At 71.1% G+C, this 12,509-nt stretch carries 13 protein-coding genes; 8 read left to right on the plus strand and 5 right to left on the minus strand.

Annotation, left to right across the window (positions count from 1 at the left end; translation table 11 throughout):
* Positions 1-7 precede the first annotated feature (7 nt).
* Complete coding sequence (locus BN977_RS23030; RefSeq protein WP_036401764.1) at positions 8-520, minus strand: O-acetyl-ADP-ribose deacetylase; 513 nt, start codon at positions 518-520, stop codon at positions 8-10.
* A 173-nt stretch (positions 521-693) separates the two neighbouring features.
* On the opposite strand from BN977_RS23030, the gene rplM reads away from it, so the two are divergent.
* The 5 genes from rplM to BN977_RS23055 all read left to right on the plus strand — a co-directional run bounded on the left by rplM (position 694) and on the right by BN977_RS23055 (position 4,679).
* A complete protein-coding gene (gene rplM, locus BN977_RS23035; protein WP_024455524.1) occupies positions 694-1,137 on the plus strand; it encodes a 50S ribosomal protein L13 in 444 nt (147 codons plus the stop codon).
* A gap of 26 nt (positions 1,138-1,163) precedes the next feature.
* On the plus strand, positions 1,164-1,655 hold the full coding sequence (gene rpsI, locus BN977_RS23040) for a 30S ribosomal protein S9 (protein WP_046873376.1): 492 nt from the start codon (positions 1,164-1,166) through the stop codon (positions 1,653-1,655).
* Between the two features lie 98 nt (positions 1,656-1,753).
* The gene (gene glmM / locus BN977_RS23045) at positions 1,754-3,088 is read left to right on the plus strand and encodes a phosphoglucosamine mutase (RefSeq protein ID WP_036404229.1); all 1,335 of its coding nucleotides are present in this window, start codon (positions 1,754-1,756) and stop codon (positions 3,086-3,088) included.
* Between the two features lie 50 nt (positions 3,089-3,138).
* Positions 3,139-3,435: a type VII secretion target gene (locus tag BN977_RS23050; protein WP_036401767.1), complete on the plus strand. Its 297-nt coding sequence runs from the start codon at positions 3,139-3,141 to the stop codon at positions 3,433-3,435.
* The gene (locus BN977_RS23055; RefSeq protein WP_036401770.1) at positions 3,432-4,679 is read left to right on the plus strand and encodes a hypothetical protein; all 1,248 of its coding nucleotides are present in this window, start codon (positions 3,432-3,434) and stop codon (positions 4,677-4,679) included. Before BN977_RS23050 ends, BN977_RS23055 begins: the two co-directional genes overlap by 4 nt.
* Before the next feature lie 18 nt (positions 4,680-4,697).
* Here the strand turns inward: BN977_RS23055 and BN977_RS23060 are convergent, their stop codons facing one another.
* Positions 4,698-6,050, minus strand: a complete 1,353-nt coding sequence (locus tag BN977_RS23060; RefSeq protein ID WP_036401772.1) for a DEAD/DEAH box helicase — start codon at positions 6,048-6,050, stop codon at positions 4,698-4,700.
* 209 nt (positions 6,051-6,259) lie between these two features.
* The gene (locus tag BN977_RS23065; protein ID WP_036401775.1) at positions 6,260-7,141 is read right to left on the minus strand and encodes a LysR family transcriptional regulator; all 882 of its coding nucleotides are present in this window, start codon (positions 7,139-7,141) and stop codon (positions 6,260-6,262) included.
* Positions 7,142-7,211: 70 nt separating this feature from the next.
* Between BN977_RS23065 and BN977_RS23070 the strand changes: the two genes are divergently transcribed.
* Positions 7,212-7,928, plus strand: coding sequence for an SDR family oxidoreductase (locus tag BN977_RS23070; RefSeq protein ID WP_036401778.1), 717 nt, complete (start codon positions 7,212-7,214; stop codon positions 7,926-7,928).
* Between the two features lie 40 nt (positions 7,929-7,968).
* On the opposite strand, the gene BN977_RS23075 is transcribed toward BN977_RS23070, so the two are convergent.
* Entirely contained in the window at positions 7,969-8,811 is an 843-nt protein-coding gene (locus BN977_RS23075; RefSeq protein ID WP_036401780.1) for a dienelactone hydrolase family protein, read from the minus strand.
* Positions 8,812-8,883: 72 nt separating this feature from the next.
* Between BN977_RS23075 and glmS the strand changes: the two genes are divergently transcribed.
* Positions 8,884-10,746 carry a glutamine--fructose-6-phosphate transaminase (isomerizing) gene (gene glmS, locus BN977_RS23080; RefSeq protein ID WP_036401782.1) on the plus strand — a complete coding sequence of 621 codons (1,863 nt, stop codon included), beginning with the start codon at positions 8,884-8,886 and terminating at the stop codon, positions 10,744-10,746.
* Between the two features lie 12 nt (positions 10,747-10,758).
* Positions 10,759-11,640: an alpha/beta fold hydrolase gene (locus BN977_RS23085; protein WP_051561834.1), complete on the plus strand. Its 882-nt coding sequence runs from the start codon at positions 10,759-10,761 to the stop codon at positions 11,638-11,640.
* A 72-nt stretch (positions 11,641-11,712) separates the two neighbouring features.
* On the opposite strand, the gene BN977_RS23090 is transcribed toward BN977_RS23085, so the two are convergent.
* A complete protein-coding gene (locus tag BN977_RS23090) occupies positions 11,713-12,471 on the minus strand; it encodes a DeoR/GlpR family DNA-binding transcription regulator (protein ID WP_036401786.1) in 759 nt (252 codons plus the stop codon).
* Between the last annotated feature and the right edge of the window lie 38 nt (positions 12,472-12,509).

Below are 12,509 nucleotides of genomic sequence, written 5' to 3' on the forward strand. Positions count from 1 at the left end.
CCCGCACTCACGGCGGGACGAGCAACTCCTGGTAGATGGTCAGGTCGGTGGCGGAGAAACAGCAGAACGTCACCGACTCGATGGTCGGCGCCTGCGGCAGCGTCACCCGGACGGTGTCGACGGCGATCCGCGCCGCCGCGTCCGCGGGGTAGCCGTAGACCCCGGTGCTGATGCACGGGAAGGCGATGGAGGTGATGCCGTGTTCGGCGCCCAGCTGCAGACAGCGGCGATACGCCGACGCCAGCAGGCCGGGTTCGCCGTGGCCGCCGCCCTGCCACACCGGGCCGACGGTGTGGATGACGAAGCGGGCCGGCAGCCGGTGGCCGCCGGTCAGCTTGGCGTCGCCGGTGGCGCAGCCGCCGAGGGTGCGGCACTCGGCGAGCAGGCCGGGGCCGGCCGCCCGGTGGATGGCGCCGTCGACGCCGCCACCACCGAGCAGGGAAGTGTTCGCGGCGTTGACGATCGCGTCGACGCGCCGGGTGGTGATGTCGGCCTGGACCGCCGTGAGTTGGACCGCCATACCTCACCGTAGCTCGGGCGTTTTGACCTGCGGTGACGGTGCCCGGTAAGCTGCTCCGTTGGTGTGCGCCGCCCCCAGGCGGGGAGGTGGTTCCCAGGTCAACGTCGGTCGCTGGGATTCCGACGGGCGCACACCGGACCGGCAAACCAACCCGAGAAGAGAAGGTAGGGACTGTGCCTACATACACGCCGAAGGCGGGTGACACCACGCGTCAGTGGTACGTCATCGACGCCCAGGACGTGGTGCTCGGCCGGCTCGCCGTGGAAGCAGCCAAGCTGCTCCGTGGCAAGCACAAGCCGACGTTCACGCCCAATGTCGACGGTGGCGACTTCGTCATCGTCATCAACGCCGAGAAGGTCGCCGTCAGCGGCGACAAGCTCAACAACAAGTTCGCCTACCGCCACTCGGGTTACCCGGGCGGTCTGCGTAAGCGCACCATCGGCGAGCTGCTGGAGAAGCACCCGACCCGCGTCGTCGAGAACGCGATCGTCGGCATGCTGCCGCACAACAAGCTGAGCCGTCAGATCCAGAAGAAGCTGAAGGTGTACGCCGGCCCGGAGCATCCGCACGCCGCGCAGCAGCCGGTTCCGTTCGAAATCAAGCAGGTGGCGCAGTGACCGAAGTGACTGGGACCGAGTCCGAAGTGACCGAAGAGGTCTTCGAAGAAACCCCCGAGACCGGTGAGACCACCGAGGTTTACGAGGAGGCGGTCGTCGAGGACGCTGCTCCGCGTGAGCCGGTCTACATCGACCGCCCGATCCAGACCGTCGGCCGCCGCAAGGAGGCCGTCGTCCGCGTTCGCCTGGTGCCCGGCACCGGCCAGTTCCACCTGGACGGCCGCACCTTGGAGAACTACTTCCCCAACAAGGTGCACCAGCAGCTGATCAAGGCTCCGCTGGTCACGGTGGACCGCGTCGACCAGTTCGACATCTACGCCCACCTCGACGGTGGCGGCCCGTCCGGCCAGGCCGGCGCGCTGCGGCTGGCCATCGCCCGGGCGCTGATCCTGGTCCAGCCCGAGGACCGTCCGGCGCTGAAGAAGGCCGGCTTCCTCACTCGGGACCCGCGTGCCATCGAGCGCAAGAAGTACGGCCTCAAGAAGGCCCGCAAGGCGCCTCAGTACAGCAAGCGCTGATCGTTTCTGCTCGTGGGCGGGCGTGTCGCAGTATGGACACGCCCGCCTTCGGCATTTCATGGAAGAGTGCAGCCGCACGCGAGGAGGACCACACGAAGATGCGCCGACTGTTCGGGACCGACGGAGTGCGCGGTGTCGCCAATCGCGAGCTGACCGCCGAGCTGGCGCTGGCGCTGGGTTCGGCGACGGCCCGGCTCGGCAACGTCGACACCGCACGCCGCCGGATCGCCGTGGTCGGCCGGGATCCGCGGGCCAGCGGCGAGATGCTCGAAGCCGCGGTCATCGCGGGCCTGACCGCCGAGGGTGTGGACGCGTTGCGGGTCGGCGTGCTGCCCACCCCCGCGGTGGCCTATCTGACCAACGCCTACGACGCCGACTTCGGGGTGATGATCTCGGCGTCGCACAACGCCATGCCGGACAACGGCATCAAGATCTTCGGCCCCGGCGGGCACAAGCTCGACGACGCCACCGAGGACCGCATCGAGGAACTGGTCAACGCCGGCCCGGGTAGCCGGCCGCTCGGGGCCGGTATCGGGCGGGTGGTGGACGCCGGTGACGCGCTCGAGCGGTACCTGCGGCACGTGCAGAAGGCGGTGAGCACCCCGCTGGACGGGCTGACCGTCGTCGTCGACTGTGCCAACGGTGCTGCGTTCCAGGCCGCGCCGCGGGCCTACCGCGCCGCGGGTGCCACCGTGATCGCGCTGCACGCCGAACCCGACGGCCTCAACATCAACGACCGCTGCGGCTCCACCCACATGGACACCCTGCGCCACGCGGTGCTCGCCCACCACGCCGATCTCGGCCTGGCGCATGACGGCGACGCCGACCGCTGCCTCGCCGTCGACGCCCGCGGCGAGATCGTCGACGGCGACGCCATCATGGTCATGCTCGCGCTGGCCATGCAGGACGCCGGCGAACTGGCGTCCAACACCCTGGTGACCACCGTGATGAGCAATCTGGGGTTGCATCTGGCCATGCGGGCGGCCGGTATCGAGGTGCGGACCACCGCGGTGGGCGACCGCTATGTCCTCGAGGAGCTGCGCAACGGCGAGTTCTCCCTGGGCGGTGAGCAGTCCGGCCACATCGTGCTGCCGGCCTTCGGCACCACCGGCGACGGGATCGTCACCGGGCTGCGGTTGATGTCGCGGATGGCCCAGACCCGGGCCACCCTGGCCGAGCTTTCCCAACCCATGCAGACGTTGCCGCAGGTGCTGATCAACGTCGCGGTGGCCGACAAGACGACGGTGGCGCAGGCGCCGTCGGTGCGGACGGCGGTGGCCGCGGCCGAGGCCGAACTCGGCGACACCGGGCGAATCCTGTTGCGCCCCTCGGGAACCGAGCAGGTGGTCCGGGTGATGGTGGAAGCCGCCGACGAGGACACCGCCCGCCAACTGGCCGTCCGGGTCGCCGAATCGGTGAGCGGCCACAAATAATCCCGCTCGTACAGGGAACCGATCCGGTGCCCGCCGCGTCCTAACCAAGCATGGGACACACGCGTATCGACACCGGCGTGGTGCTCGACGCCGCACAGCGCTACGACACCGCCGCCGAACTGCTCGACACGGCGCTGCACTCGCATCTGGCGCGGCTGAGCTTCGACGGATCCCGTGCCGGGCGGTCCTATGCCGATTCCGGCGACGCCGTCCGCCTCGCGGTCGAACGCAGCTGCGCCCGGCTGGCCGATTGGTCCCGGGCGGCGCGCGAGATCGCCGTCCTGCTGCGCACATCGGTGCGGGACTACACCGACGCCGACGGCCGCGCGGCGGGCCGGCTCGGATGACCGGGCATGACGTCGACGGCGCGCTCGCCCGGGGCGCGCCGGCCGTCGAGGTGCTCACCGACTACGTCGCGGCCTGTCGCGCGCTCGGCCATCCCGCCGCGGAGCCGGGCGCACTGCACGACGCGTACACCGCCGAGGACGGGATGGATCTGGGGGCGCTGGATGCCGACTGCGCGGCGGTCGCGGCGGCATTGGGTGCGGTGGACGAGGCGGCCCGGTTGCAGGACGCCGCGCGGGTGGCGCTGGCCGGGGCGTGGCAGGGCCCGGGTGCCGACGCGGCGGCCGCGGTCATCGGGCAGCATGCGCAGTCGTCGGCAGTGGCGGAGGCCGCGCTGCGTCGGGTCGCCGACACGCTGGGCCAATTGCGGGACACCCTATGGCAATTGGTGAGCGGCAAGGTGGCCGCCGTGCAGGACATCGAGGACCGCGCGCAGCGAGAACAGTGGTGGCCGGCGGCGCGGGCGGTGGCCACCGGCGCAGGCGCCCAGGACACCGCCAGCGAGATCGTCGACGGGAAGGTCAACCCGTTCGTGACGGTCGCGATCGGTTCGGACTGGGCCGATGTCATGCAGTCCACCCAGCGTTCGGTGCGCGACGCGTACCACGCTGCGGCCGCGGGCATCTCGGCCGACCCGCCGGGGTTCGGTGCGCCGGTCGCGGCGACGGCCCCCGCCGCGGCCTCACCCGCGTTCGCCCCTGACCCGGCTCCGGCGTCAGCTCCGACGGCGGCGCCCGCCGCCGACCCGCTGTCCGCCGCGCTGCCGGCCGGCGGTCTGGGATCGGGGCTGTCCGGTTCGGGACTGTCGTCGGCGGGAACCGGTTTGACCGGAATCGGGCAGCAGATCGCCGATCTCATCGGCGGCCTGTTGAACACCGCGTCCGACTCGTCGGCCGGTGACCCGCTGGGCCTCGACGAGCCGGACGGGGATCGAGTCGGCCCCGACGACGAAACCGACGAAACCGACGAGTCCGATGACGAGGAGGCCGACGAGCAGGCCGCAGACGATGCCGCCGCCGCCGACGGAAAGGAGCCGACCGAAGAGGAAGGGGAACCGGCCGCCGACGCGATGGACGGTACCGAACCCGGTGCCGCTCAAGTTGATCCGCCGGCTCCGACGCCGGTACCCGAACCGGTGACCGCGGCTCCGGTTCCGCTGACCGTACCGGTGCCCGAACCCGTCCCGGAGCCGCCGCGCACGCCGTGCGAGATCGCGGCCGACGAACTGCCGCAGGCCGGCGACTGAGCGGCCTGGACCGCCGGGCTAGCGGTGCTGCCCGGCGCCGCCCCGTCGGGAACGGTTGCCGCCCGACGAGCCGTGTCCGCTGCGACCGGCATTGGCGCCGGAGCGGTTCCCCCGCCGGCCGGACCGTTGCCCCGGCTGGCGGCCGGGCTGCTGCGGTGCCCGCGTCGCGGCCGGCTCCGCACCGGCCAGCACGATCGGACCGCTGAAATTCCGCTCGCCGGGGGCGATCTCCTGCAGCACCGGATGCGAGGTGCCGCTGAACTTGGTGATGGTCGGCTTGATGCCCGCCTTGCGGGTCAGGCCCCGCACATCGGACACCTGGTCGTCGAGCATCAGCGTCACGACGGTGCCGTCGTTGCCGGCGCGGGCGGTGCGGCCCGACCGGTGCAGGTAGGCCTTGTGCTCCACCGGCGGGTCGGCGTGCACCACCAGGCTCACATCGTCGACGTGGATACCGCGCGCGGCGATATCGGTGGCGACCAGCACGGTTGCCGAACCGTCGGAGAAGGCGGCCAGGTTGCGGGTCCTGGCGTTCTGGGACAGGTTGCCGTGCAACTCGACCGCCGGGACGCCACGCGAATTCAGCTTGCGGGCAAGGCCTTTGGCGCCGTACTTGGTGCGGGCGAACACGATGGTGCGACCGGGTGCGGCGGCCAGGTCGGTGAGCACGTCGAACCGGGCAGCGCCGTCGACATGCAGCACATGGTGCGACATCGCGGTCACCGGTGACTGCTCGGAGTCGACGCTGTGCACCACCGGGTCGTGCAGGTAGCGGTCCACCAGCACGTCGATGCCGTTGTCGAGGGTGGCCGAGAACAGCAGCCGCTGACCGTCCTTGGGGGTGCGGTCCAGCAGGCGCTTGACCGGCGGCAGGAAGCCCAGGTCGGCCATGTGGTCGGCCTCGTCGAGCACGGTGATCTGCACACCGGACAGGTCGGCGTGGCCGGACTTGACGTGGTCCTCCAGCCGGCCGGGGCAGGCGATGACGATATCGATGCCATTGCGCAGCTTGTCGATCTGCGGGTTGGCGCTGACACCGCCGAAGACGGTGGCCGACCGCAGACCGGTCGCCTGTGCCAGCGGGGCCAGCGAGGCGTCGATCTGGGTGACCAGCTCGCGGGTGGGGGCCAGGATCAGTGCGCGGAAAGTCTTGGGGCGCCGCGGTGCCGGGTTGGCGGCCAGCCGGCTCACCAGGGGCAGCAGGAACGCGTAGGTCTTACCCGAGCCGGTGCGGCCGCGGCCCAGCACGTCGCGGCCGGCCAGCGAATCCGGCAGTGTCGCAGCCTGAATCGGGAAGGGGGTGGTGATGCCGTTGGCGGCAAGGGCGTTGACGACGGCTTCGGGCAGGCCGAGCTCGGCGAACGTGGACACGGATGAACTCCAGAGGTCGTGTGTGGTCGTCCTGCCCGGCGCGGTGGTTTCCGCGGCGCTCGGTGTGACGATCGAAGGAACTCGACCTTCGCCTGCGCGCGATTCCGGCGAAGCGAAGCGGCAAAAGGCAGAACAGACGATGCCGCTGGGGAAAGCCTACCGAAGGAGACGCTGTGCGTCCCAATCGTGAGGCGTGCGTCACGTCGGCGTCAGCCGGTGGCGTGGTCCCGGTTGGCCAGGGCGATTTTGATGAACGCGTCCCGGGTGGGGTTGCTCACCGTCGCGTCCCAGATCAACGTGGCGCGGCTGGGCTCACCGTCGGCGATGGGGACCGCCCGCACGTCGGGGCGCCGGTAGTACCGGGTGGTCGAGCGCGGGAGGATCGCGAAACCCTCTTGGGCGGCAACCAGTTCCAGCTTCTCCTCGACGGTGGACACGGTCTTGGCCGCCGCGGCCCGCCGGTGTTCGGGCGTGGTGAGCGCGTACCACTCGGGTACCGTGCCGGGGTTCTGCAGCAGGCGCAGCGCGGCCAGTTCGGCCATCCGCACCGACGGCCGGTCGGCGAGCGGATTGCCGGTCGACAGCAGTGCGTCGCGGGGCTCCTCCAGCAGCGCCGCGGTGCCCAGACCGTCGCGGTCGAACGGTTCCCTGGCGTAGACGACGTCGACGTCCCCGCGGCGCACCACCTCGACCTGCTCGGCCCACCACACCTGCACCACCTCGGCGCGGTGCAGCGGATCGGCCGCCTCGAACTCGCGCACCGCCGCGGTGGCCAGCAACCCGGGCATCACCCCGACACGCACCGTGACGGGTGCCGCCGTCGCCTGGAAAAGCCTGTCCCGCAGTGCTTTCGATTCGGCGAGCAGGAAGCGGGCGTCGGTCAACAGCTGGTGGCCCGCGGCGGTCAGCTCGGTGCCGCGCGAATCCCGGGACAGCAACCGCACGCCCAGCTCGGCCTCGAGTGCACGGATCTGCCGGGAGAGCACGGGTTGGGCGATGTGCAGGCGCTTGGCGGCGCGGCCGAAGTTCAACTCCTCGGCCACTGCCACGAAGTAGCGCAGTTTGCGCAGGTCCAGATCGGCCATCGCCATACCCCAAGGGTATCGCCGGACGACGGGATAGGTCTTGGACACCGCCGGGCAGGCGGCTCACCGTAAAGACATGAGTCTGACGAACGAACGGGTCCTGATCATCGGCGGCACCTCGGGGATCGGCCTGGGTGTCGCGCACGCGGTCGCGCAACGGGGCGGTATCCCCATCGTGGCGTCGCGCCGGCAGGCCAGCGTGCAGCGCGCGCTGGCCGACCTGCCGGCCGGCGCCCGCGGGCAGGTGCTCGATGTCACCGACGGTGCCGCGCTGGCCGCGGCGGCCGAGGAGATCGGTGCGCTGGAGCACCTGGTGTACACCGCAGGCGACGCCCTGGAGTTGACGCCGCTGGCGGGAGCCACCCGCGACGTGGTCGCCGGCTTCCTCCTGACCCGGTTCATCGGCGCGCTAGACGCCGTGCGGCTGTTCGCCCCGAAGCTCAGCCCGGGTGGCTCCATCACGCTGACGAGCGGCACCGCGGCGCATACACCGAGTTTCGGCGTGCTGCCCGTCAGCCTCTGCGGCGCGATGAACGCCGCCACCACGGCGCTGGCGGTCGAACTGGCGCCCCTGCGGGTCAATGCCGTCGCACCCGGCGTGGTGCGCACCCCGCTGTGGGACACCGTGCCCGACACGGAACGGCAGGCGATGTTCGACGCCGCCGCGCAGCGGCTACCGCTCGGCCGGATCGGCGAAGTGCAGGACGCGGCACAGGCCTACGTCTATTGCATGGAACAGCGGTTCGGCACCGGTGTGGTGCTGACCGTCGACGGCGGCACGGTGCTGGTCTGAGGGCTCCGGTACATCAGCCCTTGAGCAGGGCTCCGGCCCATCAGCCCTTGAGCAGGGCTACCACCTTGTCTTCGAGGGTCGGCGGGACGGCGTCCGGGTCCGGTGCGACGGTCTTGGGCAGCGGCACCGCCGGGTCGGCGAAATCCCGGTAGGTCTTGTCGCCGGCCAGCGCGAACAGCAGATATCCGGTCAGCAGCGCCCGCACCGCCTTCTGGGTGCCCTTGTCGGCGCCGGGCAGGCCGACCACCCTGCCCAGTCGCCTGCCTTCGGCGAGCCCACCGGGTTCGGCCTTGGCGACCGTGCGGGTGGTGGCGGTGGTCCAGGCGGCGGACAGGGCGTCGGCGTTGGACCGGATGCCGGTGCCGTCCGACGGTGCCCGCAGGATCAGCCCGGGCAGCCGCAGACCGGCGGCCGGCTGTTCGGCCGGCGGGCTGGAGACCGCTGGGAACACCGCGGCCGCGGCCGCCAGTTTGTTCGGCATCCCCGCCGCGGCGAAGACCGCCGCAGAACCGCCGAAACCATGGCCGGCGGCGGCCAGCTTGCCGGGATGGACGCTGATCTTGCCGGGGCCCAGCCGCACCCCGGCGATGATGTCCAGCGTGGTGCCCAGGTCGACGGCCGCGTTGAGCACCGACGGGGCCAGTGACTTCTCGGTGTCGGGCGCGGCGGCGACGATGCCCCAGGAGGCGAGGTGCTCCAGGGTGCCCGCGTAACGGGCGGCGCCGGTCAGCCAGTCGTGCCCGAACGCGACGCCGGGCAGCCCCAGCCCGGTCTCCGGGGTGTAGACCACCCCGGGCAGGCCGGCGAAGGCCAGGTCGCCGCGGAGTACGCGATGGGGGCCGCGCCTGGTCAGCGCTGCGAACAGTTTCTTCGTGCCGGCCACGGGGATGACCCTAGCGCGCGGGACCGGCCGCGCGCCCGGGGCGGGGCCGGCGCTGCACTACCCTGGGTAACCATGTGTGGAATCGTCGGCTACGTCGGACGGCGCCCCGCCTGCGAGATCGTGGTCGACGCGCTGCGCCGGATGGAGTACCGGGGGTACGACTCCTCGGGCGTCGCCCTGCTCGACGGGGACGGTGGGCTCGTCGTCCGCCGTCGCGCCGGCCGGCTGGCCAACCTGGAAGAAGCGGTCACCGAGACGGATGCGGCGCTGCTCACCGGCACGACCGGCATGGGCCACACCCGGTGGGCCACCCACGGTCGGCCCACCGACCGCAACGCCCACCCGCACCGCGACGCCAGCGGCAAGTTCGCCGTGGTGCACAACGGGATCATCGAGAACTTCGCGGCGCTGCGCGCCGAGCTGGAGGCCGATGGCGTCGAGTTCGCCAGCGACACCGACTCCGAGGTGGCCGTGCACCTGGTCGCTCAGGCGCACCGCAGCGGTGCGACCGCCGGCGACTTCGTGGCCTCCGTGCTGGCGGTGCTGCGGCGTCTGGAGGGGCATTTCACCCTGGTGTTCGCCAGCGCCGACGATCCGGGCACCATCGTCGCCGCCCGCCGGTCCACTCCGCTGGTGGTCGGCGTCGGCGACGGCGAGATGTTCGTCGGATCCGATGTCGCCGCCTTCATCGAGCACACCCGAGACGCCGTCGAACTGGGCCAGGACCAAGCCGTCGTCATCACCGCCGACGGCTACAAGGTCACCGACTTCGCCGGTGCGGACGCCCCTGCCAGGGAGTTCCATATCGACTGGGACCTGTCCGCCGCCGAGAAGGGTGGCTACGACTACTTCATGCTCAAGGAGATCGCCGAACAGCCCGCGGCGGTGTCCGACACCCTGCTCGGCCACTTCGTCGACGGCCGCATCGTGCTCGACGAGCAGCGGCTGTCCGACCAGGAACTGCGCGACGTCGACAAGGTCTTCATCGTCGCGTGCGGCACCGCGTACCACTCCGGCCTGCTGGCCAAGTACGCCATCGAACACTGGACCCGGCTGCCGGTCGAGGTCGAACTCGCCAGCGAATTCCGGTACCGCGACCCGGTGCTGGACCGCAGCACCCTGGTGATCGCCATCTCGCAGTCCGGCGAGACCGCCGACACGCTGGAAGCCGTGCGGCACGCCAAGGAACAGAAGGCCAAGGTGCTGGCCATCTGCAACACCAACGGCAGCCAGATCCCGCGGGAAGCCGACGCGGTGCTCTACACCCGGGCCGGGCCGGAGATCGGGGTGGCCTCCACCAAGACCTTCCTGGCCCAGGTGGCGGCGAATTACCTTGTCGGACTTGCCCTTGCGCAAGCGCGGGGCACCAAGTACCCCGACGAGGTGGCCCGCGAGTACCACGATCTGGAGGCGATGGCCGACCGGGTGGCCCGGGTGCTCACCTGCATGGAGCCGGTGACCGAACTGGCGCACCGGTTCGCGCAGTCGTCCGCGGTGCTGTTCCTGGGCCGCCACGTCGGTTATCCGGTGGCGCTGGAGGGTGCGCTCAAGCTCAAGGAGCTGGCGTACATGCACGCCGAGGGGTTCGCCGCCGGTGAGCTCAAGCACGGACCGATCGCGCTGATCGAGGACGACCTGCCGGTCATCGTGGTGATGCCGTCGCCGAAGAACTCGGCCACCCTGCACGCCAAGCTGCTCAGCAATATCCGCGAGATCCAGGCGCGCGGCGCCGTCACCGTCGTCATCGCCGAAGAGGGGGACGACATGGTGGCCCCGTACGCCGATCACCTGATCGAGATCCCGGCGGTGTCGACGCTGTACCAGCCGCTGCTGTCGACGATCCCGATGCAGGTGTTCGCCGCCGGGGTGGCCCAGGCGCGTGGCTACGACGTGGACAAGCCGCGCAACCTGGCCAAGTCGGTGACCGTCGAGTAGCTGCGGGCCGGGGTGGGCGCAGTAGGACGCTGGCGCAGCGAGTCCGCCCGCGCCCACTACCTGCGGGCGTACGACGCCGCGATGGCGGCGCTGCCTCGCGCCGGTGAAACTTTCGACGTGTCAACCACGTTCGGGACCGTGCGGGCCTACCGGTTCGGTGGGCCCGGCGGGCGTCCGGTGCTGCTGCTGCCCGGCCGCAATGCGTCCACCCCCATGTGGGCGGACAATCTGCCGGGCCTGCTCGCGCGGCGGACGGTGTACTGCGTGGACCTGCTCGGTGAGCCGGGTCTGTCGGTGCAGCAGCTGCCGCTGACCGGGCCGGGGGATCAGGCGTGGTGGTTCGGTGAGCTGCTCGCCGGTCTCGGGCTGGATTCCGTGCACCTGCTGGGGGTGTCTTTCGGCGGCTGGAGTGCGGTCAATTACGCCGTGCACCAGCCGGCCCGGGTGGCCTCCCTGGCGCTGCTCGATCCGGTACTGACGTTCGCGCCCATACCGTTTCGCACCATGGCGGCCTTCGCCCCGATGGGTCTGGCCGGGACGCCGGAATGGCTGCGCCGCCGGATCCTGCGCTGGATCACCGGCGGCGCCGAGGTCGACGAGGACAACCCGGTGGCCGCGCTCATCGATGCCGGGACCGCCGATTTCGAGCTGCACCAGCCGGCGCCCACCCGGTTCAGCCGGGCTCAGTTGGCCGCGCTGGACGTGCCGGTGCTGGCGCTGATCGCCGGGCGCAGCGTCATCCACGACGCCCGCCGCGCCGCCGACACCGCACGCACGACGTTGCGGCACGGTCAGGTGGAATTGTGGGCGTCGGCATCGCACGCCATCACCGGGGAGTTCCCCGACGAGATCGCCGCGCGTGCGCACCGGTTCTGGGACGGCGTCGACGGGTGATGCGCCGCAATTGTGCGTTGTCATACCGCCGGACCGGTGAGCCGCGGACGAAACCGCACAAACGCGCCGCGGTCAGACCCGAATGACGCTGGGCCCCAACGCCTCATAGCGGTGCGCTTCGGCGGTCGCCAGTTCGGATCCGGTGACGATCGATTCGAAATCCGGCACGTCGGCGAACCGGCAGAAGCTGGTCTCGCCGAATTTCGAATGCGCGGCGACCAGGATCCGGCGGCCGGCGACGGCCACCGCGGTCTGCTTGACCGCCGCCACCGCGGGGTCCGGTGTGGTCAGGCCGTGCTCGACGGTGATCCCGTTGGTGCCCAGGTACGCCACGTCGATCACCAGGGTGCGCAGCCGCTCCACCGCCCAATGATCCACCGTGGCAAGGGTTCTCCCACGCATCCGGCCACCGAGCAGCAGCACGGTCACGGTGTCGCTGTGCGCGAGCGCCTCGGCGGCCAGCAGCGAGGACGTCACCACCGTCAGCTCCCGCCCCGAGAGCTTCTCGGCGATCAGCCGGGGCGTGAATCCCTCGTCCAGATACACCGTTTCGGCGCCGTGCAGCAGGTTGGCGGCCGCGGCGGCGATCCGGTGTTTCTGCGCCAGGTCGACCTGGCTGCGGTATTCGACGGTGGATTCGAAGGCGGCCGTCTCCAGCGGGATGGCGCCGCCGTGCACCCGTTTGAGCAGCCGGCGCCCGGCCAGGACCTTCAGATCGCGGCGGATGGTCTCGGACGCGACCGCGAGCTCCTCGGCCAGCGGCTGCACCTCGACCCGCCCCCTGGTCCTGGCGAACTCGACGATGCGGCTCTGGCGGGTCTCTGAATCCACGGCTGACATTGTGATCGGCGAACGGCAGCCTGGCCAGC

It is taken from the genome of Mycolicibacterium cosmeticum (genome assembly GCF_000613185.1).
Taxonomy (GTDB): domain Bacteria; phylum Actinomycetota; class Actinomycetes; order Mycobacteriales; family Mycobacteriaceae; genus Mycobacterium; species Mycobacterium cosmeticum.

What these genes read in the sequence shown, in the direction of transcription:
- BN977_RS23030 (WP_036401764.1), bottom strand. Translation starts at nt 520, where the DNA reads ATGGCGGTCCAACTCACGGCGGTCCAGGCCGACATCACCACCCGGCGC.
- glmM (WP_036404229.1), top strand. Translation starts at nt 1,754, where the DNA reads ATGCGCCGACTGTTCGGGACCGACGGAGTGCGCGGTGTCGCCAATCGC.
- BN977_RS23050 (WP_036401767.1), top strand. Translation starts at nt 3,139, where the DNA reads ATGGGACACACGCGTATCGACACCGGCGTGGTGCTCGACGCCGCACAG.
- BN977_RS23055 (WP_036401770.1), top strand. Translation starts at nt 3,432, where the DNA reads ATGACCGGGCATGACGTCGACGGCGCGCTCGCCCGGGGCGCGCCGGCC.
- BN977_RS23065 (WP_036401775.1), bottom strand. Translation starts at nt 7,141, where the DNA reads ATGGCGATGGCCGATCTGGACCTGCGCAAACTGCGCTACTTCGTGGCA.
- BN977_RS23070 (WP_036401778.1), top strand. Translation starts at nt 7,212, where the DNA reads ATGAGTCTGACGAACGAACGGGTCCTGATCATCGGCGGCACCTCGGGG.
- glmS (WP_036401782.1), top strand. Translation starts at nt 8,884, where the DNA reads ATGTGTGGAATCGTCGGCTACGTCGGACGGCGCCCCGCCTGCGAGATC.